The organism is Frateuria flava, assembly GCF_017837635.1.
GTDB lineage: Bacteria > Pseudomonadota > Gammaproteobacteria > Xanthomonadales > Rhodanobacteraceae > Frateuria_A > Frateuria_A flava.
Window position 1 is genome coordinate 68322 of the sequence record NZ_JAGJRS010000015.1, and the last position, 26598, is coordinate 94919.

22 protein-coding genes are annotated in these 26598 nt (G+C 68.4%); 12 read left to right on the forward strand and 10 right to left on the reverse strand.

Translation table 11 applies throughout. The features are described from left to right. The first annotated feature begins 105 nt into the window (after positions 1-105). Together J7I44_RS07665 and pip are read left to right on the forward strand one after the other, a co-directional pair. Entirely contained in the window at positions 106-1491 is a 1386-nt protein-coding gene (locus tag J7I44_RS07665) for an FAD-binding oxidoreductase (protein WP_209618459.1), read from the forward strand. Between the two features lie 138 nt (positions 1492-1629). After that, positions 1630-2586: a prolyl aminopeptidase gene (gene pip / locus J7I44_RS07670; protein ID WP_209618462.1), complete on the forward strand. Its 957-nt coding sequence runs from the start codon at positions 1630-1632 to the stop codon at positions 2584-2586. A gap of 164 nt (positions 2587-2750) precedes the next feature. On the opposite strand, the gene upp is transcribed toward pip, so the two are convergent. Further along, positions 2751-3389, reverse strand: a complete 639-nt coding sequence (upp, locus tag J7I44_RS07675; RefSeq protein ID WP_209618464.1) for a uracil phosphoribosyltransferase — start codon at positions 3387-3389, stop codon at positions 2751-2753. A 168-nt stretch (positions 3390-3557) separates the two neighbouring features. Next, a complete protein-coding gene (locus J7I44_RS07680) occupies positions 3558-5054 on the reverse strand; it encodes an aminotransferase class III-fold pyridoxal phosphate-dependent enzyme (RefSeq protein ID WP_209618468.1) in 1497 nt (498 codons plus the stop codon). 268 nt (positions 5055-5322) lie between these two features. On the opposite strand from J7I44_RS07680, the gene J7I44_RS07685 reads away from it, so the two are divergent. Genes J7I44_RS07685 through J7I44_RS07710 form a run of 6 tightly spaced genes read left to right on the forward strand, consistent with a single transcriptional unit; the run spans position 5323 to position 10567 of the window. Continuing rightward, complete coding sequence (locus J7I44_RS07685) at positions 5323-6249, forward strand: ABC transporter ATP-binding protein (RefSeq protein ID WP_209618471.1); 927 nt, start codon at positions 5323-5325, stop codon at positions 6247-6249. Between the two features lies 1 nt (position 6250). Then, positions 6251-7036, forward strand: coding sequence for an ABC transporter permease (locus J7I44_RS07690; RefSeq protein ID WP_209618475.1), 786 nt, complete (start codon positions 6251-6253; stop codon positions 7034-7036). 35 nt (positions 7037-7071) lie between these two features. Continuing rightward, positions 7072-8265: a sensor histidine kinase gene (locus J7I44_RS07695; RefSeq protein ID WP_209618477.1), complete on the forward strand. Its 1194-nt coding sequence runs from the start codon at positions 7072-7074 to the stop codon at positions 8263-8265. Beyond that, complete coding sequence (locus J7I44_RS07700; RefSeq protein WP_245188034.1) at positions 8265-9446, forward strand: sensor histidine kinase; 1182 nt, start codon at positions 8265-8267, stop codon at positions 9444-9446. The genes J7I44_RS07695 and J7I44_RS07700 overlap by 1 nt, the downstream gene beginning before the upstream one ends. Then, on the forward strand, positions 9443-10045 hold the full coding sequence (locus tag J7I44_RS07705; protein WP_209618483.1) for a response regulator transcription factor: 603 nt from the start codon (positions 9443-9445) through the stop codon (positions 10043-10045). Before J7I44_RS07700 ends, J7I44_RS07705 begins: the two co-directional genes overlap by 4 nt. Positions 10046-10048: 3 nt before the next feature. Continuing rightward, positions 10049-10567 carry a hypothetical protein gene (locus J7I44_RS07710; protein WP_209618486.1) on the forward strand — a complete coding sequence of 173 codons (519 nt, stop codon included), beginning with the start codon at positions 10049-10051 and terminating at the stop codon, positions 10565-10567. Positions 10568-10627: 60 nt separating this feature from the next. Here J7I44_RS07710 and J7I44_RS07715 read toward each other — a convergent pair whose 3' ends face one another. After that, a complete protein-coding gene (locus J7I44_RS07715; protein WP_209618489.1) occupies positions 10628-11413 on the reverse strand; it encodes an enoyl-CoA hydratase/isomerase family protein in 786 nt (261 codons plus the stop codon). A 447-nt stretch (positions 11414-11860) separates the two neighbouring features. On the opposite strand from J7I44_RS07715, the gene J7I44_RS07720 reads away from it, so the two are divergent. From J7I44_RS07720 to J7I44_RS07730, 3 genes are read left to right on the forward strand one after another with little or no spacing between them, the layout of a single operon-like run. Beyond that, positions 11861-12103: a FeoA family protein gene (locus J7I44_RS07720; RefSeq protein ID WP_209618493.1), complete on the forward strand. Its 243-nt coding sequence runs from the start codon at positions 11861-11863 to the stop codon at positions 12101-12103. Next, entirely contained in the window at positions 12100-13950 is a 1851-nt protein-coding gene (gene feoB, locus J7I44_RS07725) for a ferrous iron transport protein B (RefSeq protein ID WP_209618496.1), read from the forward strand. The genes J7I44_RS07720 and feoB overlap by 4 nt, the downstream gene beginning before the upstream one ends. Before the next feature lie 2 nt (positions 13951-13952). Beyond that, complete coding sequence (locus J7I44_RS07730; RefSeq protein ID WP_342451878.1) at positions 13953-14249, forward strand: DUF6587 family protein; 297 nt, start codon at positions 13953-13955, stop codon at positions 14247-14249. Between the two features lie 3 nt (positions 14250-14252). On the opposite strand, the gene J7I44_RS07735 is transcribed toward J7I44_RS07730, so the two are convergent. The 5 genes from J7I44_RS07735 to J7I44_RS07755 form a co-directional block, all read right to left on the reverse strand. Then, positions 14253-15665 (reverse strand): J domain-containing protein, encoded by a 1413-nt coding sequence (locus tag J7I44_RS07735; protein WP_209618501.1) that lies wholly within the window; start codon positions 15663-15665, stop codon positions 14253-14255. Further along, entirely contained in the window at positions 15665-17353 is a 1689-nt protein-coding gene (locus J7I44_RS07740; protein ID WP_245188027.1) for a molecular chaperone HscC, read from the reverse strand. Before J7I44_RS07740 ends, J7I44_RS07735 begins: the two co-directional genes overlap by 1 nt. 117 nt (positions 17354-17470) lie before the next feature. Next, positions 17471-19078 carry a carboxyl transferase domain-containing protein gene (locus J7I44_RS07745; protein WP_209618507.1) on the reverse strand — a complete coding sequence of 536 codons (1608 nt, stop codon included), beginning with the start codon at positions 19076-19078 and terminating at the stop codon, positions 17471-17473. A 212-nt stretch (positions 19079-19290) separates the two neighbouring features. Further along, the gene (locus J7I44_RS07750; protein ID WP_209618510.1) at positions 19291-19707 is read right to left on the reverse strand and encodes a hypothetical protein; all 417 of its coding nucleotides are present in this window, start codon (positions 19705-19707) and stop codon (positions 19291-19293) included. Positions 19708-19865: 158 nt separating this feature from the next. Then, positions 19866-21044 (reverse strand): thiolase family protein, encoded by a 1179-nt coding sequence (locus J7I44_RS07755; RefSeq protein WP_209618513.1) that lies wholly within the window; start codon positions 21042-21044, stop codon positions 19866-19868. A 202-nt stretch (positions 21045-21246) separates the two neighbouring features. Here J7I44_RS07755 and J7I44_RS07760 point away from each other — a divergent pair, with 202 nt between their 5' ends. Further along, complete coding sequence (locus J7I44_RS07760) at positions 21247-24072, forward strand: autotransporter serine protease (protein ID WP_209618516.1); 2826 nt, start codon at positions 21247-21249, stop codon at positions 24070-24072. Positions 24073-24290: 218 nt separating this feature from the next. Here the strand turns inward: J7I44_RS07760 and J7I44_RS07765 are convergent, their stop codons facing one another. Continuing rightward, a complete protein-coding gene (locus J7I44_RS07765) occupies positions 24291-25448 on the reverse strand; it encodes an isovaleryl-CoA dehydrogenase (RefSeq protein ID WP_209618520.1) in 1158 nt (385 codons plus the stop codon). 378 nt (positions 25449-25826) lie between these two features. Then, positions 25827-26598, reverse strand: a 772-nt coding sequence (locus J7I44_RS07770) for an ISL3 family transposase (protein ID WP_209618523.1), incomplete at its 5' end; no start/stop codon positions are given.

The following is a 26598-nucleotide window of genomic DNA, read 5'->3' on the forward strand; positions in this document are numbered from 1 at the left end:
GGGGCGGACGCCTACTATGCCAGAGCCCTGGTGGATTTGCGGCACTGCAGCACTGGACCGGGCGGGGCCAGCTCTGGCAGGCTGGCGATTCCCCCCGGAGTTGCCATGACCGACCCGCGCCTCACCGAACTGACCACCCGCGTCCCCTCGCTGCGACTGCTCACCGAGCTTGCCGACCTGATCCACTACGGTCGTGACTGGACCCGCCGCTGGGGGCCCTCGCCCCTGGCCGTGGCTTTGCCTGGCTCGATCGAGGAAGTCCAGGCCATCGTGCAGTGGGCCAGCGAGCGGCAGGTCGCGTTGGTGCCCTCCGGTGGTCGCACGGGCCTGTCCGGCGGTGCCGTTGCGGCGCGCGGTGAGCTGGTGCTGAGCCTGGAGCGGATGAATCGCGTGCTCGGCTTCGATGCCACCGACCGGCTGCTCTCGGTCGAGGCCGGCGTCACCCTGCAAGCCGTGCACGAGGCGGCGCGCTCGCACGGCCTGCTCTATCCGGTGGATTTCGCCGCGCGCGGCTCCTGCACGATCGGCGGAAACATCGCCACCAATGCAGGCGGCATCCGCGTGATCCGTTACGGCACCACGCGCGAGTGGATAGGCGGCCTCACGGTGGTCGCCGGCAATGGCCAGTTGCTGGAGCTCAACCGCGGGCTGCTGAAGAATTCCAGCGGCTACGACCTGCGCCAGCTGATGATCGGCTCGGAAGGCACGCTGGGGGTGGTGGTCGGCGCGCAGCTCAAACTCACCGATCCGGCGCCACCGGCGCAGACCATGCTGTTGGCGTTGCCGCACATGGAGGCACTGATGCAAGTGTTCGGGCTGTTCCGTGCACAGCTGAAGCTGCAGGCGTTCGAGTTCTTCACCGACATGGCACTCAAGCACGTGCTGGCGCACGGTGCCCAGCGGGCCATCGACGCCGATCTGCCGTACTACGTGGTGGCCGAGTACGACGCACTGGACGACGCCGACGAGCAGGCCGCGTTGCTGGCGTTCGAGGATGGGGTTCGCGAGGGCTGGATCGCCGATGGCGTGATCGCGCAGAGCCAATCGCAGGCAGCGACGCTATGGCGGTTGCGCGAAGGCATTACGGAAAGCCTGGCGCCGCGCAAGCCGTACAAGAACGACATCGCCCTGCGCATCGGCGCGATGCCCGCGTTCCTGCACGAGATGCAGGCGCTGCTGGCGCGCGAATACCCGCGGATGGAGGTGGTCTGGTTCGGTCACATCGGCGACGGCAATCTGCACATCAACATCCTGCCGCCCGAAGACATGCAGCTGGCAGAGTTCATCGCGCACTGCGAGCGGGTGACGCGACTGTTGGCCGATACGCTGCAACGCCACGGCGGCAGCATTTCCGCCGAGCACGGCATCGGGCTGGTCAAGCGGGACTACCTGGGCAGCACGCGCAGCGCCGCGGAGATCGCGCTGATGCGGGGGGTACGCCAGGTCTTCGATCCCAGCGGCATCCTCAACCCGGGCAAGCTGTTCGAATAACCGCCCCGCGCCTTGGAGCCCGCTTGCGGGCGATGCCATGGCAACCCTCCCGAAAGAGCATCGCCCGCAAGCGGGCTCCTACAACGGAGGCGCGGGTGCTAGCCTTGGTCGCTTCCCATCCCCCACGGAGAACCAGGCATGACCCAGGAACGCCGCGCGCTGTATCCGGAGATCGAGGCCTACGACAGTGGCATGCTGCCGGTGTCCGGGCTGCACACGATCTACTACGAGCAGAGCGGCAATCCTGACGGCAAGCCCGTGGTGTTCCTGCACGGTGGCCCGGGCGCCGGCGCCAGTCCGCGCTGCCGGCGCTTCTTCGATCCAGCGGTTTACCGGATCATCCTGTTCGACCAGCGCGGCTGCGGGCGCTCGACGCCGCACGCGGAACTGACCGACAACACCACCTGGGATCTGGTCGCCGACATCGAGCGGCTGCGCGAGCACCTGAAGATTTCGCGCTGGCAGGTGTTCGGCGGCTCCTGGGGATCGACGCTGGCACTGGCCTATGCGCAGAGCCATCCGGACAAGGTGACCGAGCTGGTGCTGCGCGGCATCTTCATGCTGCGTCGCTGGGAGCTGGAGTGGTTCTACCAGAAGGGCTGCGACGCGATCTACCCGGATGCGTGGGAGTCCTACCTCGCGGCCATTCCCGAGGCCGAGCGCGGCGATCTGATGAGCGCCTACCACCGTCGCCTCACCAGTCAGGATGCGACGACCCGGCTGGAAGCCGCGCGCGCCTGGTCGACCTGGGAAGCCGGCACCAGCTTCCTGTTCCAGGACCCTGGCTACATCGCCAGCAGCGGCGAGGACGAGTTCGCGCTCGCGTTCGCACGGATCGAATGCCACTACTTCGTGCACGGCGGCTTCTTCGAGCATGACGATCAGCTGCTGCGCAACGTGGATCGCATCCGTCGCATCCCCACCGTGATCGTGCAGGGGCGCTACGACGTGGTGTGCCCGATCCGCAGCGCGTGGGATCTGCATCGCGCGTGGCCGGAAGCCGACCTGCGGATCGTCCAGGACGCCGGGCACTCGGCCTTCGAGCCTGGCATCACGCACGAGCTGATCGAAGCGACCGACCGTTTCAGAACGTAGCGCCGAAGGCGCACTTTGCTCCCTCTCCCCGCCGGGGAGAGGGCAGGGTGAGGGGCCGGGGCTCGCATGGATGCCCAACGAAGCGCCGTAGGGTGGGCTTCAGCCCACCGGCAACCTCGCCGGGCAACCGTGGTGGTGGGCTGAAACCACCCTGCAAAGCCCTTTCAGCCCGGCAACTGCTTCGTCCCGAAGATCTTGTCGCCCGCATCGCCCAGCCCGGGAAGGATGTAGCCCCTCTCGTTGAGGCGCTGATCGATCGAGGCGGTGTAGATCTCCACGTCCGGATGCGCCTCGCCGATGCGCTTGAGGCCTTCCGGCGCGGCGACCAGGAACAACCCCTTGATGCGCTGGCAACCGGCCGCCTTGAGCATGTCCACCGCCGCCACCAGCGTGCCGGCGGTGGCCAGCATCGGGTCGACGATCAACGCGGTGCGCTCGTGCATGCTGCCGCTGAGCTTTTCGTAATAAGCGACCGGAGCAAGCGTGGTTTCGTCCCGCTGCACGCCGACGACGCTGACCTTCGCCGAGGGAATCAGGTCCAGCACGCCCGGCAGCATGCCAAGGCCCGCGCGCAGGATCGGCACGATGGTGACCTTTTTGCCCTTGATGCGCTCGACCGTCACCGGACCGGCCCAGCCCTCGATCGTCTCATCGAGCGTGTCCAGGTCCTTGGTCGCCTCGTAGGTGAGCAGGGCAGCCACTTCGGAGGCCAGTTCCCGGAACTCCTTGGTGCTGATGCCGGCACGGCGCATCAGCCCCAGCTTGTGGCGGATCAGTGGGTGGCGGACTTCGGTGACGGGCATGCTGGATTCCTCGAATGACGCGTGTGTAGGAGCGCCCCTGGGCGCGAGCGCAAGGCACCGGCCACTTCGCCCGCTTGCACCCCGGTCGCTCCTGCAAGGTTTGCGTTCGCCAGGTATGAAAAAGGGCGCGCCGGTGACGACGCGCCCTGCGATTCAAACCGGGGCCGCTCAGGCCGCCTCGGCGGTCTGCTTGCGCGGCCCCTTCAGCAGCGCCTGGCGTACGTGGTCGATGACCAGGTCGACCTCGGCGCTGGTCACGTTGAAGTGCGGGGTGAAGCGCAGCGAATTGGCGCCGCCGTGGATCACGCCCACGCCATGCTCGCGCATGTATTCCTCGGTGGAGTTGGAGCCGTAGCACTTGAACTGCGGCGCCAGCTCGCACGAGAACAGCAGGCCGGTGCCCTGCACCTTCGTGATCAGGCCGCCCAGTTCGTCCTTGAGCTTTTCCAGCTTGGCCACGAACTCCTCGCCGCGGGCCTTGATGTTGGCGCGCACTTCGTCGGTGAGCAGATCCATCGTGGCGAGCGCGACGTCCAGCGCGCGCGGGTTGGTGGTCATAGTGTTGCCGTAGATGCCCTTGCGGTACAGGCCGGCGGTGTGGTCGCTCACCGCCAGCACCGACAGCGGGTACTGGCCGGCGTTGAGCGCCTTGGAGAAGGTCTCCATGTCCGGCGCCGGCAGGTTCTCGAAACCGGGGTAGTCGATGATCGACAGCACGCCGTGCGCGCGCAGGCCGGCCTGGATCGAGTCGACCAGCAACAGGGTGCCGTGCGCCTCGGTCAGTTCGCGCGCGGCCTTGTAGAACTCCGGCGTCACGGCGCGGCCCGGGTCGCCTTCGCCCATCACCGGCTCCAGGAACATGGCCTCGATGAACCAGCCGTGCTTGTCCGCATCGGCGAACGCGGCCTTGAGCTGCTCGACGTCGTAGGGCGCGACCGTGATCAGCGTGTCCTCGTGGCGGTAGCTGGCCAGGTGCTGCTGGTAAGTCTTGCGGCTGGAGTCGGAATACAGCGCCGGCTTGTCGGTGCGGCCGTGGAAGGCGCCACGCACGGACAGGCGCTTGATCGTGCGGTTGGCGTAGCGGCCGCCCGCATCGGTCATCAGCTTGGCGTTGACGTCGGCGATGCGGCAGGCCAGGCCGACCGCTTCGGAGCCGGAATTGAGGCACAGGTAGTGCTTGTACGGATTGGCGCCGCGGCTGCGGCCGAGCTCCTGGTCCATCGCGCGCGTGAAGCGCAGCTGCGAGACGCTCGGCGACATCACGTTGGCCATCACCTGCGGCCGGGACAGCGCCTCCAGGATGGCCGGCGGGTTGTGGCCGAAGCCGAGCATGCCGTAGCCGCCGTTGTCGTGCAGCACCGCGCCCTTGAGCGTCACGATCCACGGGCCGCGCGCGGCGGCCGGCAGGTACGGGTTGATCGCGTCGTCAGGGTAGAAGTTGACGTAGCCGGCCTGGGCCTTGGCCAGCTGCTCGGATTCGTCCAGCTTGAGGAAGTCGCCAAGCTCCCCGCGCAGTTCGCGATGGCGGGCCAGGGCCTCGTCCACCGCCTGCACCAGTTCGGGGGCGCTGGCCGCCATGCGCTCGATGCTGGCGTCGTCCAGGCCAACGGTCCGCGGCTTGCCGCCGAATTCGCGCATCTCGCGCAGCTGATCGATCACACCCATGGCAGTCCTCCTCGTGGCCGGCCGGCGCCTCGATGGCGTCGCTGGCGATGATTGCGGGCACGCGCGGCGTTCGGCGCATGCGGTTGTGCGGACCCGTCTTTTCGACCGTGCAAAGCGCGCCTGACGGGCCGGGGATAAACCCAAGGATACCGTGCGCCCGGCTCCGCCGTAACCCCGCATGACGGCTGTCACCAGCGCCGGCTGACGTCGACCAGTGTCCGCAAGGCCTTGCCGTGCCTAATGTTTGCGTCCATACCAAGGAGGTCCCATGGACATGTCAGCTGTCCCGGTCGCGCGCCTGCGCGGCGCGGTCAAGCGCTACGGCGCGCTCACCGCCGTCAACGGCCTGGACCTTGCGCTGCATCGCGGCGAGCTGCTCGCGCTGCTCGGTCCCAATGGCGCCGGCAAGTCGTCTGCCATCGGTCTGCTGCTGGGGTTGCACCGGCCCGATGCAGGCGACGTGGAGCTGTTCGGGCTCGATCCGCAGCGCATCGAGGCGCGCCGGTGGATCGGCGTGATGTTGCAGAGCGCCACGCTGCCGCCGACGCTGCGCGTGCGCGAGTTGCTGCGCCTGACTGCCAGCTACTACGCCCATCCGCGCGTGCTGCAGGAATCGGCCGAACTGGCCGCGGTCGAGGACCTGCTCGACCGCCCCTACGGCAAGCTCTCCGGCGGCCAGCAGCGGCGCGTGCAGTTCGCGTTGGCGCTGTGCGGGCGTCCGCAACTGCTGTTCTTGGACGAACCGACCGTCGGCCTGGACATCGAGGCGCGCCAGGCGTTGTGGGCGGCGATCCGCCGGCTGGTCGGCGAAGGCTGCTCGGTGCTGCTGACCACGCACTACCTGGAAGAGGCCGAGGCGCTGGCCGACCGCGTCTGCGTGATGACCCACGGCCGCGCCATCCACGAAGGCACGGTCGATGAGTTGCGCGCCCGCGTGGGCGTCAAACGCATCCGCTGCATCAGCACGCTGTTGCCCGAAACAGTGGCCGCCTGGCCCGAAGTGGCCGAGGTGCGCGTGGAGGGCGGTCGCCTGCAGCTGACCACCGCCGAGGCCGAAGTCGTCGTGTTGCGCCTGCTGCAGAACGATGCCTGGCTGCGCGAGCTGGAAGTCCAGCGTGCCGGCCTGGCCGAGGCGTTTACCGAACTCACCCGCGATGCCGAGGCATCGTCCAGCGACCAGCGAGAGGCCGCCTGACATGAATACGCTTTCCCTGGATCCGACCGCCGGCAACGACGCGATGCCCGCCGGCCGCGTGCTCGGCGCCTACCTCGCCGAGGCGCGCAGCGAGTGCCTGCGCTACCTGCGCGCTCCGGGCTTCATGCTGCCGATCACCCTGTTTCCGGGCATGTTCTACCTGGTGTTCGGCGTGCTGATGGCCCGGGGCGAAGGCACCGACGCGGCGCGCTACCTGCTGGCCAGCTACGCCACCTTCGGCGTGATGAGCCCGGGCCTGTTCGGCTTCGGCGTGTCGCTGGCGCTGGAGCGCGACGGCGGCCTGCTCACGCTCAAGCGCGCGCTGCCGATGCCGCCGGGCGCCTACCTGCTCGGCAAGATGCTGATGGCAATGGGCGCGGCCGCGTTCGTGGTGCTGCTCCTGCTGGGACTGTCGCAGATCGCGCACGTATCGCTGTCGCTGGCGCAGGCCGCGGCGCTGCTGGCCACCGGCGTGCTCGGCGTATTGCCGTTCTGCGCGTTGGGCATGTTCATCGGCACGTTGGTCAAGGGGCAGGGCGGCCCGGGCGTGCTCAATCTGGTCTACCTGCCGATGGCGTTCCTGTCCGGCCTGTGGTTCCCGCTGCCGATGCTGCCCAAGGTGCTGCAGCAGCTCGCGCCGGTGTGGCCGAGCTACCACCTCGACCGCCTCGCGCTCGCCGCGGTGGGCATGGGCCACGACGCGCTGGCCGGGCACGTGCTGGTGCTGCTCGGGTTCACCGTTGCGTTCGTGTTGCTCGCGGCGCGGCGGCTGCGTCGGTACGGTTGAAGTAGCATGCCCGAACGCATGGCCAGGACAACCCGATGAGACCGCTTCGCGCATGGTTTACGCCCGCACCGGACTCGCGCATCGCGGAAATCCGGCGACAGGGCAAGTCGCCCTGGGCCGAGAGCGTGCATCTGCTGTGGTCGGCCTGGGTGTTCATCACCCCGGTGTTCGACAACCAGTACAGCTGGCGCTGGCTGGGCCTGACGGTACTGACTTATCCGGTCTTCGTGGTGCTGTTCGCCAAGGTCTTCCTGGCGTCGCGCAGTCGCGCCCCCACGTACGCGCTGGCGTTGGCGCTGTTCGGCTTGGTGCTGGTGCCGATCTATCCGAGCGGCGTCAGCTATTTCATCTACGGCTGCGTGTCGTGCAGCCTGTCGAGCCGGCGGTTCCTGCCGTTCCTGGCGCGCTTGCTCGTCCTCAACACGTTGTTCCTGTTGATGGCCTGGCAGGCCCACTATGCCTGGCAGGCGATGCTCGCCATCCCGTGCATGACGCTGATCATCGGTCTGGTGACGCACGTCGAGCGCCTGGAACACGAGAAGGACGCGGCACTCAAGCTTTCCCACGACGAGGTCCGCCGACTTGCCGCGACCGCCGAGCGCGAGCGCATCGGCCGGGACCTGCATGACCTGCTCGGTCACACGCTTTCGCTGATCACGCTCAAGCTCGAACTCTCGCGCAAGCTCTTCGACCGCGACACCGAGGCCGCGCGCCGCGAGGTGATCGAGGCCGAGAACGTCGCCCGCCACGCGCTGGCACAGGTGCGCTCGGCGGTCACCGGCATCCGCGCCACCGATCTGGCGGCCGAGCTGGCCTCCGCGCGGCTGCTGCTGGAATCCTCCGGCGTTCACCTGGACTACGACCAGCCGCCGTGCCTGCCGGCCGAGACCGAACGCGGCCTCTCTCTGGTGCTGCGCGAGGCGGCCACCAACATCGCGCGTCACGCGGCGGCCACCTGCGCCCACGTGGCCTTCGAATGCATCGACGGCGGCCTGTGCCTGACCATCGCCGACAACGGTCGCGGTGGCGTGCTGGAAGAGGGCAACGGCCTGACCGGCATGCGCGAGCGCGTGCGCGCACTCGGCGGCCGCCTGCAGATCCATTCGCAGCAGGGGCAGGGCACGCGCCTGCGTGTGGTGGTGCCGTTGCCCGCGTCGGCGATGCAGATCGCGGCGGCGCCCGCGGCGCCGGTCGACAGCCTGCCGATGACAGCGGAAGCTCGCCCGTGATGCGCTGGTTTGCGCCGCGGCCGGACTCGCTGCTGGGGCAGCTGCGTTCGCCGCTGTACATGCGCTGGCAGGCCGGTCTGTCGTTGTTCGCGCTGGTGGCCCTGTTCCAGGGACCGGCGTCGCTGCATCGCGAGCTGGGAACCTGGCTGGCGCCCACGCTGCTGGCGCTGCCCGTGTTCGTGTACCTGTACTCGCGCGTCTACGTGGGGCCACGCCGGCGCGTGGACTGGTATGTCGCCGGCATGGTCGCCACGGGGCTGGCGCTGTGGGCTTGCAACCCGTTTGGGTTCATCCTGCTGATCCTCGCCAGCGTGGTCGCTGCGTTCTCGCCCTCGTGGCGGCGCTGGCTGGCCAGCGTGGCAGTGATGGGTGCCTTGACCCTGGCCATGGCGTGGGCCTTCGGCGATCCACTGAGCACCGCCCTGTGGGTGGTGATGTCGGGCCTGTTCGGCGGCTTCAGCAACGTCGCCTACATGCACAGCGCGCGCAAGGACGCGGAGCTGCGCCTGTCGCAGACCGAGGTGCGGCGCCTGGCGACGTTGGCCGAGCGCGAGCGCATCGGTCGTGACCTGCACGACCTGCTCGGGCACACGCTGTCGCTGGTGGCGCTCAAGTCGGAGCTGGCCAAGCGCCTGGCCCTGGCCGAACCGGCACGCGCGCAGCGCGAGATGGCCGAGGTCGAACGTGTCGCGCGCCATGCCCTCGCCGAGGTGCGCGCGGCGGTGACCGGCATGCGCCGCAGCGATCTGGGCGCCGAACTCACCTCCGCCCGGCTCATGCTGGAAGCCTCCGGCGTGGCATTCGAGGGCCGCCTGCCTGACGGCCTCGCACTGCCCGAAAACATCGAGGCGTCAGTCGCGCTGGTCTTGCGCGAGGCCGTCACCAACATCCACCGCCACGCGCGTGCCACCCAGGCCAGCGCGGGCGTTTTCTTCGAAGACGGGATGCTCCAGATGCACATCAGCGACAACGGGCGGGGCGGGCTGGCCGCGCATGGCAACGGCGTGAGCGGCATGCGCGAGCGCGTGCGCGCGCTGGGCGGCACGCTGGCGATCGACTCGCCGCCGCGGCATGGCACGCGGCTGTCCATCCGGGTGCCGGTGGCGGCGCAGGCAAGCGTGTCCGCGGAAAGCGCTGCCACCGGAACGGTCGTGGTTTCCGCCACCGGGAGCGCCGCATGATCCGGGTGCTGCTGGCCGAAGACCAGGCCATGGTGCGCGGCGCGCTGTCGGCGCTGCTCAACCTGGAAAGCGATATCGAGGTGCTCGGCTCCGCCGCCGACGGCGAAAGCGCCTGGCGCGAGCTGCAGCGGCTCAAGCCCGACGTGCTGGTCACCGACATCGAAATGCCCGGCCTGACCGGCCTGGAACTGGCCCAGCGCATCCAGCGGCAAGAGCTGCCGATGAAGGTGATCATCGTGACCACCTTCGCCCGCCCCGGCTTCCTGCGCCGCGCGCTGGATGCCGGCGTGTCCGGCTACCTGCTCAAGGACGCACCCGCCGAGAACCTGGCCGAGGCACTGCGCACCGTTCACCGCGGCGGCCGCGCGATCGACCCGCAACTGGCGCTCGAAGCCTGGACCGAAGCCGATCCGCTCAATGACCGCGAGCGCCAGGTCCTGCGCCTGGCGGGCGAGGGCCTGTCGGCCGGCGACATCGCCACGCGGCTCAATCTTTCGCACGGCACCGTACGCAACTACCTGTCCGAGGCGATCGGCAAACTGGGAGCGGGAAACCGCATCGAGGCGTTCAGGCTGGCGCGGCAGAAGGGCTGGCTGTAAGGCGTGGCCGAGGCGGACTTCCAACGCGAGCTGCAAATGCAGGTCGGCGCCATCGTGCTTGTCTGCCAAGAGGCCGAGCGTTACCTGAAGGCGCTGCTGCCTTTCATGGACCCGACGCTCCCCAGCCTCGCCGAAGCGCTGGATCGGCTCGGAAAGCTCAAGAGGCGCCCGTTCGGACCTCTGATGGAGCAGTTCATGGACCGGTCCCTTCCAATCAGCGACGGCATACGGGAGCAGCTTGCTGAGCTGGTGAACAAGCGCAACAACATCGTGCACCACTTCACCGAGACGTACGGCGTAGAGCTCCGGGGCGGGAAGCACCAGCAAGTTCTCGCCGAACTTCGGACGACGTTCGCCAATCTGGCAACTCTCCGTAATGCGCTCGCCGAGGCCGTGGCGTTTCTTCTGGAGGCGATACGGGACACGGCTTTCACGAATACGCCCGAATACGAACAGATGAGCGAGCTTTGTGCATCGTTCCGGCAAGCGTTGGAAACGCGACCGGACCGATCCCTAGCGTAGGGTGGGCTTCAGCCCACCGGCTCGTTTGCGTGCAGGGGTGGTGGTGGGCTGAAGCCCACCCTACGGTGCCCAGCTGGGCGCACGCTTGTCGAGGAAGGCGCCCAGGCCTTCCTGGCCTTCGGCTGAAACCCGCAGTCGCGCGATCAGTTCGGCATTGTCCGCGTCGATGGCACCGGCGCCCGTCTCGTCGATTCCGGCCATGCGTAGCGCCAGCTGCTTGGCCTCGCGCTGCGCCTGCGGGCCGGCCTTGGCCAGCAGCTTCAGCCCGAAGTCGACCGCCTCGTCCAGCCCCTCGGCCGGTACCACGCGGTGCAGCAGGCCGATGCGGCAGGCCTCGGCCGCGTCGAGGATCTCGCCGGTGAGGAACAACCGGCGCGCCTGCCGCACGCCGATGGCGGCGACTACGTAGGGCGAGATCACCGCGGGCACCAGCCCGAGCTTCACTTCGGTAAGACCGAACTTCGCGCCGTCCGCGCCGATGGCGATGTCGCATGCGGCGATCAGCCCTACGCCGCCGCCGTAGGCCGCGCCGTTGACGCGCGCGATGGTCGGCTTGGGCAGGAATTGCAGCGTGCGCACCAGCGCGGCCAGGCGCAGCGAGTCCTCGCGGTTCTCCTGTTCGCTCGCCCCCGCCATGCCGCGCATCCAATTGAGGTCGGCGCCCGCGGAGAAGCTCGCGCCCGTGCCGGTCAGCACCACGGCCCGCACGGCCTCGTCGCGGCCGGCATCCACCAGCGCAGAGGTCAGCTCGGCGATCAGGCCGTCGTCGAAGGCGTTGTGCACCTGCGGGCGGTTGAGGGCGATCTGGCGGACGGCGGCGCGGTCGGTGACGAGGATGGCGGACATGCGCGGGGCTCCCTGCGGAAAGCGGGGAGTGTAGCGGGGTGGTGTGAGGCAAGGCTTCCCCCATCCGCCTGTCGGCACCTTCCCCCGTGAACGGGGGAAGGTTCACTGGCTGCCGCGCGCTTCGATATTTCCCGGTCGCCTGGATGCTACGTCCCGATCCTTCCCCGTCCCACGGAGGAGAGTTCACTGGCTGCCGCGCGCTTCGATGTTTTTCGGTCGCCTGGATGCTACGTCCCGAACCTTCCCCCGTCCTACGGGGGAAGGATCACTGGCTGCCGCGCGCTTTGATGTTTCCCAGTCGCCTGGATGCCACGTCCCGATCCTTCCCCCGTCCCACGGGGGAAGGTGCCCGAAGGGCGGATGGGGGAAGCCTTGCGACAAAGCCGCCCTGCGCACCGAGTCCCTTTCGCCTATAATGCGAACCATTCTTATCTTCAATACCCCACCGTGCGCCTCTCCGACTTGCCCAAAGGTTCGCCCGCCGTGGTCGACCGCGTGGACGATGCCCATGCCGGCGACCCCATCGCGCAGCGCCTGCGCGACCTGGGCTTCGTCGACGGCGAGCCGGTACGCGTGGTCGCCTGCGGTCCGCTCGGCGCCGATCCCCTGCTGATCCAGATCGGCTCCACCCGCTTTGCCCTGCGCCGCAGCGAGGCGGCGCGCATCTATGTGAAGGCGGAGGCGGCATGAGCGCGCAGGGCCTGCGTATCGCCCTGGTGGGCAACCCCAACTGCGGCAAGACCGCGCTGTTCAACCAGCTCACCGGCGGGCGGCAGAAGGTCGCCAACTACGCTGGCGTGACCGTCGAGCGCAAGGAAGGCCGCTTCGTGGCGCCCTCCGGCCGCGTGCTGCAATTGCTCGATCTGCCGGGCACCTACAGCTTCGATGCGGCCAGCCCCGACGAGCAGATCACCCGCGACGTCTGCGAGGGCCGTTACCCGGGCGAGCCGGCGCCGGACCTGATCGTCTGCGTGGCCGATGCCACCAACCTGCGCCTGCACCTGCGCTTCGTGCTGGAGGTCAAGCGCCTGGGCCGGCCGGTGGTGCTGGCGCTCAACATGATGGACACCGCGCGCCGCCGCGGCATCGTGATCGACGTGCCGGCGCTGCAGCGGCTGCTCGGCGTGCCGGTGGTGGAGACGATCGCGGTCAGGCGCGGCGGCGCGAAGGCACTGATCAATCGCGTCGATGGCGACGTGCCCGTGGCCGCACCGGTGCAGGCGGACGATCCGGCCAGCCGCAACGACCTGCATGCGCAGGTGCGCGCGCTGATGGCCGCGACGGTCATCATGCCGCGCGCCACCGATGCCGTGGATGACGCGATCGACCGCTGGGCGCTGCATCCGGTGTTCGGCCTGGGGATCCTGGCCGTCCTGATGTTCCTGATCTTCCAGGCGGTGTTCTCCTGGGCGCAGCCGCTCATGGACGCCATCGAAGCCGGCGTGGGCACGCTCGGCACCTGGGTGACTTCGGCGCTGCCACCGCAAAGCGCGCTGCACAGTCTGCTCAACGACGGCATCTTCGCCGGCCTGGGCGCGGTGCTGGTGTTCCTGCCGCAGATCCTGATCCTGTTCCTGTTCATCCTGGTGCTGGAGGAATCCGGCTATCTGCCGCGCGCGGCGTTCCTGCTGGACAAGCTGATGTTCAAGGCGGGTCTGACCGGGCGTGCCTTCATTCCGCTGCTGTCGAGCTTCGCCTGCGCGATCCCCGGCATCATGGCCACGCGCAGCATCACCGATCCGCGCGATCGCCTGACCACCATCCTGGTCGCGCCGCTGATGACCTGCTCGGCGCGCCTGCCGGTCTACACGCTGCTGATCGCCGCGTTCATCCCGCACCGCACGGTGTGGGGCGTGTTCAACCTGCAGGGCGTGGTGTTGTTCACGCTGTACGTGGCCGGCATCGTCAGCGCGCTTGCGGTGGCGTTCGTGATCAAGCGCTTCCGCAAGGACAAGAGCGAGCACGCATTGCTGATGGAGCTGCCTTCCTACCGCCTGCCGAACGTGCGCGACGTGGCGCTGGGGCTGTGGGAGCGCGCCAAGATCTTCCTCAAGCGCGTCGGCGGCATCATCCTGGCGCTGACGGTGATCCTGTGGTTCCTCTCCAGCTTCCCGGGGCCGCCGCCGGGCGCCAGCGGGCCGGCGATCGACTACAGCCTGGCCGGCCGCCTGGGCCACGCGCTGCACTACGTGTTCGCGCCGATCGGCTTCAACTGGCAGATCTGCATCGCGCTGGTGCCGGGGCTGGCGGCGCGCGAGGTGGCGGTGTCGGCGCTGGGCACGGTGTACGCGATGTCCGGCAGCGACGACACCATCGCCAACCAGCTCGGGCCGCTGATCGCGCACCAGTGGTCGCTGGCCACTGCGCTCAGCCTGCTCGCCTGGTACGTGTTCGCGCCGCAGTGCATGTCCACGCTCGCCGTCATCCGCCGCGAGACCAACTCCTGGCGCAACGTGGCGATCACCGCCGGCTACCTGTTCGGCCTGGCCTACCTGGCCTCGCTGCTGACCTATCAGATCGCGCGGGCGCTCTCGTGAGCATGTTTGCGATCGTGCAGGCGCTGGTGCTCACGGTGGTGCTGCTGGCCAGCCTGCTGGCGGCGTTCCGCAAGCTGCTGCCGCAGACGGCCAAGCGCATGCAGGCGCGTCTTTCGGCCGCGCTGGATCGCCCCGGCCGCGCGGCGGCCCTGCGGCGCGCAGGTAGCTGGCTGCAGCCGGTCGACGCGAAGAGCGGCGGTTGCGGGAGCGGCGACGGTTGCTCCAGTTGCGGCGGCTGCGCACCAGCGCCTGCAGCGCGGGAACCGGTGCCGCTGCATTTTCGTCCGCGCGGTCGCTGACGCTCAGCGGACCCGGGCAGGGCGCCATGGGCGGTACCGCCGCCACAAGTCGAAACCCCACGCACCCAGCGCCGCCGCGGCGAACAGGCCGGTGAACCAGGCCGGTTGGAAATCCGCCCCTGCCAGGGTGCGCGCCACGGGCGAGGCCATCACGAAGCCGATCCACAACCACAACCGCAGGTTGCCCGGGAGCTGCCGGCCGGCCAGCGCGCGGGCGGCAGCAAGCCAGCCGGAGAGCAGCAGCACGGGCCAGCCCGCCAACGGCGCTTCGGCCAGCCATTCCACCGCCAGCCCGGAGCCGACCAGCAGCGGTACGAGCGCCGCGTGCAGCCTGCCGGGCCATCGCGCTGCGGGCGCGGAGCCGGCCTGCCAGCGCACCAGCTGCCACCAGGCGGCAAGGGCCAGGACGAACGCGCACAGCCCCAGCCCGAGCATGACGGTGACGTAGACGGCTCCCGGATCGATCGCGCCGTCCTCACCGGCGACCCAGCCGAAGAACAGGCCCAGGACCACGCTCCCCAGGAGCGTGGCCAGTACCCGGGCGCCTGCCAGGGCAAGCCGCGGCAGGCCGATCGCGTGGATGTCGGCGGCGGACAGCCAGAACGCCAGCTGGCGTCGGTCCAGCGACGCCGGCAGGAGGCCAAGGTGTCCGCCGCACAGGCGCTGCACCAGCGCGGCGACTTCGCGGGCGAACCCCGTATGCAGGCCACGCAGCAGCACCTGCCACCAGCGGAACGGTTGCTGCAGTTGTTTCAGCACGGCGTCCAGCGCGCGTTGTTGCGGGCGTTCGACCAGTCGCAGCGCACGCGCCAGCTGGCCGCGGCGGGCCGGTGCGAGATGCCACGCCAGATCCATGCGGCGGCGGAGCTGGTGCAAGGCCATCGCATCGTGGCCGGTCAGCGTGCGGTCCTGCCCGAAGAAGGCGAGCAGCGTTTCCAGGCAGGCTTCCGGCATGGGCGGCGCCTGGCGGTAGATGGCGGCCACCAGGGCATGGCCAGCCTGGGCCTTGGCGTCCAGTGACCATAGCGCCTCGATGCCGTGCAGCCAGCGATCGAGCGCCTCCGCGTTGCCGTCCGCGGCGTGCACGATCGCGTCCTGCACGAACACGCCCAGATCGAGTCGGCCGACCGGTGACGGTGCTTCGTGAACTTCGGCGTGGACTGGCGAGGGTGTTGGCGCGGACTGGGTCGCAACCGTCGTCGTTTCGAGCGTGGCGGGCGCCGGCGCCACCTGGCGCACCGGTCCAGCCTGGCGTTGCCGGCAGGACGCAAGCGCCGCCTGGTAGGCCGCGTGCAATGCCTGGAAGCCCTGCGGATCGTCTTCCGGCCGGGTCTGGCGCAAGCGCGCGGCATAGGCGCGCTTGATCGCGCGCTCGTCGGCATCGGCCTCGAGCCCGAGTTCGGCGAAAGGCGACATCAGGCCGTTTCCAGCGAATCGAGGGCGCGGCCCAGTTCCAGCCGGTGTTCGCGGATCAACAGCTCGTCCTGGGTTTCCAGGACGGCGCGGAACTGGGCGATCCACGCCTGCACCTGGGTGCGGGCATGCAGGTATTCCTCGTACAGGCGCTCGGCGCGCGAGAGCACCGCGAGGTTCTCCTGTTTGCTGCGCGGGTGGATCTTGATCTCTTGCAGCGCCTGCAGGCGCTGGCGGATCTGCGCCGCATCCAGCAGGCCGGGGTTCTGCTCCAGCACCAGTTCGTAGCGCCGGCCGGTCGAGTGCACCTGTGCCTCGACCTGCAGCACGCCATTGGCGTCATAGGTGAAGCGAACGGCGACCGTGTTTTCATGCACCGGGCGCGCCGGGTCGATCGGAACCTCCAGCTCGCCGAGCTTGATGTTCTTTTCCACCAGCGGGCTCTCGCCCTGGTAGACGTCCAGGCGCAGGTGCTTCTGGCCTTCGTTGATCGGCAGGAATTCCTGCTCCCGGCTGATCGGTACCACCATATTGCGGTGGATGATCGGCTCGAAGAACCCCTCCTGGATCCGCCCCTGCGGGTCACGCCGCGCCACCGCCGTACCCAGCGAGTAGGGGCAGACGTCGGTCAGCACGACCTCGTCCAGCCGCTGGTCGCGGGCCTTGAGACCCGCCGCCACACAGGCACCCAGTCCGACCGCCTGGTCCGCGTTGACGTGGCGCAAGGGCAGGCGGCCGAACATGCGCGAGACCATGCGCGCGACCAGTGGCATGCGGCTGGCGCCGCCGACCAGCACGATCTCGTTCAACTGCGAAGGTTGCAGCCGTGCGTCGCGCATGGCGCGCTCCAGCGGCGCGCGCATGCGCTGCACCAGTGGTTCGGCCAGCTGCGCGAAGCGCGCCTCGTCGATGCTCCATTCGTGCGTGGCGTCCCCCAGCGTGACACGCACGTCTGCGGCCGTCTGGCCGGTGAGGCTGCGCTTGGCGAATTCCAGCCGCTGGCGCAGCGTGCCCCGGGCGGCGCCATCGAGCCCGTCCGCACGCAGGCCGCAGTCGGCCAGGAACGCCTTCTCCAGCACATCGAGAAAATCCTCGCCGCCCAGGAAATTGTCGCCCGCGCTGGCATGCACTTCGACCACGCCATCGAACATCTCCAGCACGGACACGTCGAAGGTGCCGCCGCCGAGGTCGAACACCAGGAAGCGCGAGCCGTCCGGCCGCTCCTGCAAGCCATAGGCGAGCGCGGCGGCGGTCGGCTCGTTGATCAGGCGCTCGACCCCGATACCGGCAAGTGTGCCGGCCGCCTGGGTGGCCTTGCGCTGGGCGTCGGAAAAGTAGGCCGGCACGCTGATCACCGCCTCGGTGACCTTTTCACCGGTGGCCGCCTCGGCATCGGCCAGCAGCGAGCGCAGGACCAGCGCCGAAAGTTCTTCCGGACGGAAGCTGCGCTGGCCCAGGCGCGTCTCGCGCGACGAACCCATCCAGCGCTTGAAGCTGGCCACGCTCGCGTTGGGATGGCTGACCAGCCGATCGCGCGCGGCCTGGCCGACCAGCGCATGCCCCTCGCCGTCGAGGCTGACCACCGAAGGCGTGAGGTACTCGCCAAGGGCGTTGGTGAAAAGCCGCGGACCCGACTCGCCGTAGCAGCCGATCAGCGAATGGGTGGTGCCAAGATCAATGCCTACGATCATCACGTTCTCCCTGTGGGGGAGAGTGTACTTAGCGCCGCTGCGTGCTGCGTAGGGCGGACGTCAGCCCTCCGTTTTGCGCGCATTGCGACCGGTGGCTGAAGCGCCTCCTACGGAGGACTACATGCGGAAGACGCCGAAGCGCTGCGGCTCGATCGGCGCGTTCATCGAGGCGGAAATCGCCAGACCAAGCACGCGTCGGGTGTCGGCCGGGTCGATGATGCCGTCGTCCCAAAGCCGCGCGCTGGCGTAATAGGGGTGGCCCTGGCGCTCGTACTGCTCGCGGATCGGCGCCTTGAACGCATCCTCCTCGTCCGCACTCCACGCCTTGCCGGCAGCTTCCAGGCCATCGCGCTTGACGGTCGCCAGCACGCTGGCGGCCTGTTCGCCGCCCATCACGCTGATCCGCGCGTTGGGCCACATCCACAGGAAGCGCGCGCCGTAGGCACGGCCGCACATGGCGTAGTTGCCGGCGCCGAAGCTGCCGCCGATCACCACGGTGAACTTGGGCACGTGCGAGCAGGCCACGGCGGTGACCATCTTGGCACCGTCCTTGGCGATGCCGGCCTGCTCGTACTTCTTGCCGACCATGAAGCCGGTGATGTTCTGCAGGAACACCAGCGGCACGTTGCGCTGGTTGCACAGCTCGATGAAGTGCGCGCCCTTGAGCGCGCTCTCGGCGAACAGGATGCCGTTGTTGGCGACGATGCCCACGGGGTAGCCGTGGATGTGCGCGAAGCCGGTGACCAGGGTCTTGCCGTAGCGCGCCTTGAACTCGTGGAACTCCGAGGCGTCGACGATGCGCGCGATCACCTCGCGGATGTCGAACGGGCGACGGGTGTCCTGCGGAATCACGCCGTACAGTTCCTCGGCCGCGTACTTCGGTTCGACCGGGGGCCGGAGCGCCAGCGGCATCTCCTTGCGACGATTGAGGCTGGCCACGACATCGCGTGCGATCGAAAGCGCGTGCGTGTCGTTCTCCGCGTAATGGTCGGCGACGCCGGACACCGAGGTATGGACATCCGCGCCACCGAGCGTCTCGGCATCGACCACCTCGCCGGTGGCCGCCTTCACCAGCGGCGGACCGCCCAGGAAGATGGTGCCCTGCTCGCGCACGATGATGGTCTCGTCGCTCATCGCCGGCACATAGGCGCCGCCGGCGGTGCAGCTGCCCATCACCACGGCGATCTGCGGGATGTTGAGCGCGGACATGCGCGCCTGGTTGTAGAAGATGCGGCCGAAATGTTCCTTGTCCGGGAACACCTCATCCTGCAGCGGCAGGAACGCGCCGCCGGAGTCGACCAGGTAGATGCACGGCAGCCGGTTCTCCAGTGCCACTTCCTGTGCGCGCAGGTGCTTCTTCACCGTCATCGGGAAGTAGGTGCCGCCCTTGACCGTGGCGTCATTGGCGACCACCACCACTTCGATGCCGTTGACGCGACCGATGCCGGTGATGATGCCGGCGGCCGGCGCGGCATCGTCGTACATGCCATGCGCAGCCAGCGGCGACAGTTCCAGGAACGGCGAGCCCGGGTCGAGCAGGGCGCGGATGCGTTCGCGCGGAAGCAGCTTGCCGCGTGCGATGTGCTTCTCGCGCGCCTTGGCGCCGCCGCCTTCGGCGTTGCGCGCAAGTTGCGCCTTCAGGTCATCGACCAGCGCGCGCAGCGCGGCACTGGAAGCCTGGAAATCGGGCGAACGGATATCGATCTGCGAAGCAATGCTGGTCATCGGACTGGACTCTGGCTCATTCGTTCGGAGCCGCCCGCGGCGGCGTGTCATCCATGGGCGCGGTAGGGAATTGAAGCGAAGCGCACCGGCCAAACTCCCGATGATAACCGGCGACCGCCGAGGGTGCGGTCAACACGCGTGTCGCCGGAAAGACGCGCATAAAAAAACCGGCCGCAAGCGGCCGGTTTTTTCCGATCGGACGAAACGAAGGATCAATGACCCTTGTTCTGGTCGTCCGCAGCATCCTTGGCGTTGTCGGCGGCGTCCTTGGCAGCGTCGGCAGCCTTGTCAGCCTGGTCCGAAGCGTTGTCGGCGGCGTCCTTGGCCTGCGACATGGCGTCCTTCGACATGTCGTTGTTGGCCGGGGCGGCAGCCGAGGCGGCAGCAGCAGCCTGCTGGGCCTGATCAGCAGCCTGGCCGGCGGCGTTGGCGGCCGTGGTGGCCTGCTGGGCAGCCTGGTCGGCGGCCGGCGAACCGGTCTGCGCCGCAGCCTGCTGGGCCTGGTCAGCGGACTGCTGAGCCTGGTCGGCGGACTGCTGGGCGTCCTGCGCGGAATCCTGCGCGCCGTTGCTGCAAGCCGCCAGCAGCGCGACGAGCGCGGAGGCGAGTAGGGTACGCGTCAACTTCATGGTGGATCTCCTTTGCCGTGGAATGCCGTTTTGGCCGCGTATTAATAGCGCTTTCGCCGAACACGCGCCATATGTTTTACCGCTGGCCTTCAGTACATATTAAAAAGCCGGTTAACAGGCTTTCATTCGTTCCGTCGACAGAAGGTGACGGAAAGGCCTTAATCCAGCCGCTCCACCGCGATGGCCGTGGCTTCGCCGCCGCCGATGCATAGCGATGCCACACCGCGCTTGCCGCCGCGAGTCTTCAACGCGTTGAGCAGGGTGACCACCAGGCGCGCGCCGCTGGCGCCGATCGGGTGGCCCAGCGCGCAGGCGCCGCCGTTGACGTTGAGCTTTTCGTGCGGCACGCCCAGCTCGCGCATCGGCGCCATGGCAACCACCGCGAAGGCCTCGTTGATCTCGAACAGGTCCACGTCCTCGACTTTCCAGCCGGCCTTGTCCAGCACCTTCTGGATCGCGCCGACCGGCGCGGTGGTGAACCACTCCGGCTCCTGCGAGTTGGTGGCGTGGGCCACGATGCGCGCCAGCGGCTTGATGCCGCGCGCCTTGGCGTCGTCCGCCGAGAGCAGCACCACGGCGGCGGCACCGTCGGAAATACTCGACGAACTGGCCGCGGTGATGGTGCCGTTTTCCTTGCGGAAAGCGGGCTTGAGGGTTGGGATCTTGGTGATGTCCGAGCGGCCGGGCTGCTCGTCGGTGTCCACCACCGTGTCGCCCTTGCGGCCCTTGACCGTCACCGGGACGATCTCGTCGGCAAAGGCGCCGGAGGTCTGCGCGGCCTGCGAGCGCTTGACCGACTCGATCGCGAAGGCGTCCTGGTCTTCGCGGCTGAACTGGTACTTGTCGGCGCACTGCTCGCCGAAGATGCCCATCGCCTTGTTGTCGTACGGGTTGGTCAGGCCGTCGTAGGCCATGTGGTCGACCAGCTGGCCGTCGCCGTAGCGGATGCCGGTGCGGGCGTTGACCATGTGCGGTGCGTTGGTCATCGATTCCATGCCGCCGGCCACCACGACCGCGGCCGAGCCGGCCTTGATCAGGTCGTGCCCCAGCATGATCGACTTCATGCCCGAGCCGCAGACCTTGTTGATGGTGGTGCAGCCGACGGCCGGCGGCAGGCCGGCGCCGAGCGAGGCCTGGCGCGCCGGCGCCTGGCCGAGGTTGGCGGTCAGCACGCAGCCCATGATCACTTCGCTGACGTCGGACGGCGCCACGCCGGACTGCTCCAGCGCCGCTCGGATCGCGGTCGCGCCGAGGGTGGGGGTGGGCACGCCGGTGAACTGGCCGAGAAAGGAGCCGATGGCGGTGCGCTTGGCGCCGGCAATGACGACGTCGGACATGGGGATTCTCCGCGAGGCTTGGGCGCGCCCTGCGCGCCGTGGACGATTGCCCATTATCGCAGCGTATGCCGCAGTGCGGCAAACCGCGCTGGCCGCGCTTCCGTGCACGCTTCCAGGGCATGGCTTGTGGGAAACTGGCGCCGGTTTGCGGGCGCCGGCCGCCAGCGGGGCCGGCACGGAAAGGGATGTGGGGAGAGCAAGCATGAATACGCAGGTATTGCGCCGCCGGGACGTGGCGCTCGGCATCCTCGTCGCGTTGAGCCTGAGCGCGTGTGGCGGTGGTGGTGGCAGCAACGTCCGTCCGGCGCCACCCCCGGCCCAGCCGCCCAGCACACCCACCGACCAACCGCCGCTGGATGCGCAGCTGGCCCTGACCAGCACCTATACCGCCCACAGCCAGGGCTATACCGGCGCCGGCGTCACCATCGGCATCGTCGACAGCGGCGTGATGCGCAACCATCCCAGCCTGACCGGGCGGGTGATCGACGAACTGATCTACGTCGATCCGCAGGTCAACAACACCAGTGTCGACGACGTGGTCGGGCACGGCACCTGGGTTTCGGAGATCGCCGCGGGCGGCGCGGCGGGCAAGTTCCCGGGCGGCATCGCGCCGGGCGCCAGCCTGGTGTCGGCGCGCATCATCGCGGACGAGGAGCCGACCGACGATGGTTCGGGCCAGGGCAATGCCGTGGGCGCCTCGGATGCCGATTTCTTCGGCCAGTACCTCAACCCTGCGTTGATCGCCGATGGTGTGCGCGTCCAGAACAATTCCTGGGGCGGCATCTACTGGGATACCACTGACCCGGGCAGCAACCAGGCCTTCGCGCAGGCCTACGACGACTTCGTGATCGGCCACGACGGCCTGGTGGTGTTCGCGGCCGGCAACGAAAGCCGCACCGATCCCAGCGACATCGCCGCGCTGCCTTCGCTGGCGCCCGAGCTGGAGCGCGGCTGGTTGGTCGCGGTGGCCGCCGACAGCAACAGCGCAGCGGCGGGAAACACCCAGCTGGCCGACTATTCCAATGCCTGCGGCAAGGCCATGGATTACTGCCTGACCGCCCCGGGCGACGTGATCGTCAGCGACAAGGATTACCCCACGGGTGATTCGAGCAAGGATTACTGGATCGTCAGCGGCACCTCGTTTACCGCACCGCAGGTATCCGGCGCAGCGGCGCTGGTGTGGGAGGCATATCCGTATTTCACCAACGACATGGTGCGCCAGACCTTGCTGGGCACGGCTGACGACTTGGGTGCCGCCGGCCCGGATGCGATCTTCGGATACGGCATGCTCAACGTCGGCAAGGCCGTCAACGGACCGGCGAAGTTCGACTGGGGCGACGTTTCGGTCACGCTGGACGGCAGCCACTCATATTGGAACAACGACATTTCCGGTGCTGGTGGTCTGACGGTGCAGGGCGCCGGCACGCTCACCCTTAATGGCGCCAACAGCTACCAGGGCCTGACCCGGGTCCTCGGTGGCACGCTGGAGGCGAACGGACTGGTCCCCGGTGCGGCGTCGGTGGGAAGCGCCGGCACGCTGCTGCTCGGGGCTAATGTGCTTGGTTCCGGCGTCCAGGGAAACCTGACGAACAACGGTGTCGTGTCCGCCGTCAATGGCGTCGGCATCGGGGGGAACTTCGTGCAGACGGCCACCGGCAGGCTTTCCGTGTATCTGGGTGGCGTCGTCACGGTCAGCGGCAGCGCCACGCTTGCGGGCGACCTTTATGCGGCTGGCGCCATCAGTGGCTATGTGGGAACCAGCCACCAAACCGTCCTCCAGGCAATTGGCGGGATCACTGGCACGTTTGCGACCTTCACCAAGGCGCCCAACGTATTCCTCGATACGGACCTCAGCTACACCGGTAACGAAGTCTGGGTGGATACCACACGGATCAACGTGACGCAGGTCCAGGGTCTTTCCTATACGGCCGCCTCCGCGTCGGGCGCCCGACGGTTGGAAGGCGCCTTTGAATCCATCGATGATGCGCTCGCGCGCAACGCCGTGGCGTCGAATGTTCCGGCGTCGGTGTTCAACGGCGCGGGCCTGATCCAGCGCACCGAAAGCCTTGCCGCCGCTCAACAGTCGCTGGAGAGCCTTTCCGGCCAGCTCCATGCCGCCAGCGCGGCGATGACTTTCGAGGCGATCGACGCGGGCACGCGCGCCCTGTCCGACCGCTTCGACCGCCTGCTCGACAGCAACGGCACTGGCAGCTGGGCGCAGAACCTGGGCTACCACGGCGACCTGGCGCGCAGCGGCTACGCGAACGTCGGCGTGGACCTCTCCGGTACGCTCGTCGGGCAGGACATGCGCATCGGCAGCAACGGCGTAGCCGGCTTCGCCCTGAGCCAGTCGCAAGGCCTGGGCCGGCTGGTCGAAACCGCCGACCAGGGCCGCAGCCACGCGGTCGAAGGCATGCTCTATGGCGGCCTCGTGCGGGGCAGCGCCTACCTGATGGGCCGCGTGGGCATGGGCAACTATCGCGAATCCATGCGTCGGCATGTGTTGCTGGGCCCGGCACTGGCCGGTGTCGCCAGCGACAGCCACGGTCGCTACGACGTCGCCTATGGCGAGAGCGGCTACCGCACCACATGGGGCCGGTTGGCGCTCACGCCGTACGCCAGCCTGCAATACGCGCGGATCGACAGCAGCGGCTTCAACGAGCAGGGCGCCTGGGGTTTCGGCCTCAAGGCCAACGCGCATGCGATCGAGCGCTGGCAGGCCGGGCTGGGTCTGCGCGCCGCGCGGCAGTGGAGCTTTGCCAACGGGGGCAGCCTGGACCTTCAGGCCCACCTCGCCTGGCAACGCGCGCTTGCCACGCGCGGCGACGGGTTCGATGCGAGCTTCACCGGCATCGACCAGTGGGCGCCGCTGGGCGGCATCGGGCTGTCGCGCTACGGCGGCGTGGCGGGCATGACGCTCGACTGGGCGATGTCGCCGCGCGCGGGGCTCACCTTCGGCCTCGACCACCGGTTCGCCCAGCGCGAGCAGGGAAGCATGGCGACCCTGGCGTACCGGTTGTCGTTCTAGCCACCGAGGGTGGGCTTCAGCACCGCCCTGCTTCCGTGGGGTAGCTTCCGCCCACCCTGCCAAAAGCGGGCCCGCGTTGCGGGCCCGTTCTGTCTGCGCGTTACCGCAAAAGCTCCGGAGGCCGGTGCGGCCGTCGGGCGGGCTTCAGCCTGCCGCCACGCATCCGGATGATGGGCCGCAGCTCGCCCTACGAAAAGACCACATCACGGGCGCTCTCGTCATGCCTTGCCGTGGAACAGTTCGCGCCCGATCAGCATGCGCCGGATCTCGTTGGTGCCCGCGCCGATCTCGTAGAGCTTGGCATCGCGCAGCAGCCGCCCGGCCGGGAACTCGTTGATGTAGCCGTTGCCGCCCAGCGCCTGGATCGCCTCCAGCGCCACCTTCACCGCATTGGTCGATGCATTGAGCAGGCACGCCGCCGGGTCGATGCGCGACTTGATGCCTGCATCGAACTGCTGCGCCACCAGGTAGGCGAACCCGCGCGAGGACTGCAGCGCGGTGTACATGTCGGCCACCTTCGCCTGCATCATCCCGAACGTGCCGATCGGCGCGTTGAACTGCTTGCGCTCGCGCACGTAGGGCAGGGTGAGGTCCAGCGCCGCCTGCATCAGGCCGAGCGGGCCGCCGGAAAGCACCAGGCGCTCGGTGTCCAGGCCGCTCATCAGCACGCGCACGCCTTCGTTGACCTCGCCAACGATGTTTTCGGCGGGGATCTCGCAGTTGTCGAACACCAGCTCGCAGGTGTTCGAGCCGCGCATGCCCAGCTTGTCGAGCTTCTGTGCGGTGGAGAAACCCTTCATGCCCTTCTCGACGATGAAGGCGGTCATGCAGCGGCTGCCCGCCGCGCGCGGTGCGGTGCGCATGTAGACCAGCAGCACGTCGGCGTCCGGCCCGTTGGTGATCCACATCTTCGAACCGTTGGCGACCCACACGTCGCCCTTGAGCTCGGCCTTGCAGCTCATCGAGCCGACCACGTCGGAGCCGGCGCCCGGCTCGCTCATCGCCAGCGCGCCCACGTACTCGCCCGAACACAGCTTCGGGATGTACTTGCGGCGCTGTTCCTCGTTGCCGTTGTGGAAGATGTTCTGCACGCAGAGGTTCGAGTGCGCGCCGTAGGAGAGGCCGACCGAACCGGAGGCGCGGGAGATTTCCTCCATCGCCACCATGTGCGCAAGGAAACCCATGCCGGTGCCGCCGTATTCGGTGGGGATGGTCATGCCGAGCAGGCCCATCTCGCCGAACTTGCGCCACAAATCTTCCGGGAAGGCGTTCTCGCGGTCGATGCGGTCGGCGCGCGGGGCGATCTCCTTCTCGGCGAAGGCGTGAACGCTTTCGCGCAGCAGGTCGATGTCTTCTCCGAGCGGGAACGGGCGCATCCGTGGAACTCCTTGGGTCTGGATAGGGAAGTTTAGCGCGCCGTGTGTGGGCGCTGGTGAGGGCGACGGGCCCTTCGACTCCGGCGCTGCGCGCCTACGCTCAGGGTGAACGGTTCTTTGTTGACCGTTCGCGCTGAGCGTAGCCCGCAGGGCGAGCAGAAGCGCTCAAGAACAACCGTTCGCGCTGAGCGTAGCCCGCAGGGCGAAGTCGAAGCGCCTGCCTCAGACCTCACGGCCGAAATCCCTCTCCCGCCGGGAGAGGGTGCCCGCAGCGCGGGAGAGGGTTCGGGGGAGCGGAACGTTTTGGCGATACCGAACCCTCTCCCCAACCCCTCTCCCGAGGGGAGAGGGGCTCAGCCCGCGCCCAAAAGAAAAGGTTCATCGCGGAATGCCGGGGAACGCGGCACGGATCTTCAGGAAGAAATATTCCTGATCCCGGTAGCCGTAAGCCCTGCGCTTGATGACCTTGATGGTGTTGTTGATCCCTTCGACGACGCTAGTGTTGAGCGGGTGCCGGCATCGGGAAAGGATGCCGTGCAGATAGGCCTTGAGCCGTTGCGCGAAGAGCGCCAGGGCGGCGATACCGCTGGTTTGGGCCTGCTCCAGCCAGTGCTCCCACGCACGCTTGGCCCCGCCGGGCCGGCGGTGAAACCACAGCCGTTTCAGCTCGTCCCGCATGAGATAGGCGGTAAGCAGGGGTTGGTTGGCCTGCAGCAGCTCCTTGAGCTGTACCGCTTGAGAAGGCTCCAGGTTGTCCCGATTGCGCAGCAGTAGCCAACGGCTGGATTTGATCACCCGACGCGCCGGCCGGTCATGGCGGAGCTTGTTCGCTTGGTCGACACGGACGCGGTCGATGACTTCGCGGCCGTACTTGGCGACGACGTGAAAGAGATCGAAGACCACCTCGGCGTTGGGGCAGTGAGCCTTGATCTCCAGCTCATAGGCCGTCGTCATGTCGATCGCCACGGCGTGGATCTGCTCGGCCACACCCGCAGGCAGTTGTTCAAAGAAGGCTCGAGCGGTCTCTCGCGAGCGGCCCGGCCCCACCCAGAGCACTTGGCGGCTGATCGGATCGACCACGATGGTGGCATACCGGTGGCCCTTGTGCAGTGCGAACTCATCCATCGCCAGATAACGGATCTGGCTCCAA

Excerpts from the sequence above, each read along its gene's own strand:
- upp (WP_209618464.1), bottom strand. The coding sequence starts at position 3,389 with ATGCCCGTCACCGAAGTCCGCCACCCACTGATCCGCCACAAGCTGGGG.
- J7I44_RS07690 (WP_209618475.1), top strand. The coding sequence starts at position 6,251 with ATGAATACGCTTTCCCTGGATCCGACCGCCGGCAACGACGCGATGCCC.
- J7I44_RS07745 (WP_209618507.1), bottom strand. The coding sequence starts at position 19,078 with ATGACCAGCATTGCTTCGCAGATCGATATCCGTTCGCCCGATTTCCAG.
- J7I44_RS07680 (WP_209618468.1), bottom strand. The coding sequence starts at position 5,054 with ATGGGTGTGATCGATCAGCTGCGCGAGATGCGCGAATTCGGCGGCAAG.
- J7I44_RS07695 (WP_209618477.1), top strand. The coding sequence starts at position 7,072 with ATGAGACCGCTTCGCGCATGGTTTACGCCCGCACCGGACTCGCGCATC.
- J7I44_RS07700 (WP_245188034.1), top strand. The coding sequence starts at position 8,265 with ATGCGCTGGTTTGCGCCGCGGCCGGACTCGCTGCTGGGGCAGCTGCGT.
- J7I44_RS07755 (WP_209618513.1), bottom strand. The coding sequence starts at position 21,044 with ATGTCCGACGTCGTCATTGCCGGCGCCAAGCGCACCGCCATCGGCTCC.
- feoB (WP_209618496.1), top strand. The coding sequence starts at position 12,100 with ATGAGCGCGCAGGGCCTGCGTATCGCCCTGGTGGGCAACCCCAACTGC.
- J7I44_RS07685 (WP_209618471.1), top strand. The coding sequence starts at position 5,323 with ATGGACATGTCAGCTGTCCCGGTCGCGCGCCTGCGCGGCGCGGTCAAG.
- J7I44_RS07750 (WP_209618510.1), bottom strand. The coding sequence starts at position 19,707 with ATGAAGTTGACGCGTACCCTACTCGCCTCCGCGCTCGTCGCGCTGCTG.
- J7I44_RS07730 (WP_342451878.1), top strand. The coding sequence starts at position 13,953 with ATGTTTGCGATCGTGCAGGCGCTGGTGCTCACGGTGGTGCTGCTGGCC.
- J7I44_RS07665 (WP_209618459.1), top strand. The coding sequence starts at position 106 with ATGACCGACCCGCGCCTCACCGAACTGACCACCCGCGTCCCCTCGCTG.
- J7I44_RS07735 (WP_209618501.1), bottom strand. The coding sequence starts at position 15,665 with ATGTCGCCTTTCGCCGAACTCGGGCTCGAGGCCGATGCCGACGAGCGC.
- J7I44_RS07715 (WP_209618489.1), bottom strand. The coding sequence starts at position 11,413 with ATGTCCGCCATCCTCGTCACCGACCGCGCCGCCGTCCGCCAGATCGCC.
- pip (WP_209618462.1), top strand. The coding sequence starts at position 1,630 with ATGACCCAGGAACGCCGCGCGCTGTATCCGGAGATCGAGGCCTACGAC.
- J7I44_RS07705 (WP_209618483.1), top strand. The coding sequence starts at position 9,443 with ATGATCCGGGTGCTGCTGGCCGAAGACCAGGCCATGGTGCGCGGCGCG.
- J7I44_RS07765 (WP_209618520.1), bottom strand. The coding sequence starts at position 25,448 with ATGCGCCCGTTCCCGCTCGGAGAAGACATCGACCTGCTGCGCGAAAGC.
- J7I44_RS07760 (WP_209618516.1), top strand. The coding sequence starts at position 21,247 with ATGAATACGCAGGTATTGCGCCGCCGGGACGTGGCGCTCGGCATCCTC.
- J7I44_RS07740 (WP_245188027.1), bottom strand. The coding sequence starts at position 17,353 with ATGATCGTAGGCATTGATCTTGGCACCACCCATTCGCTGATCGGCTGC.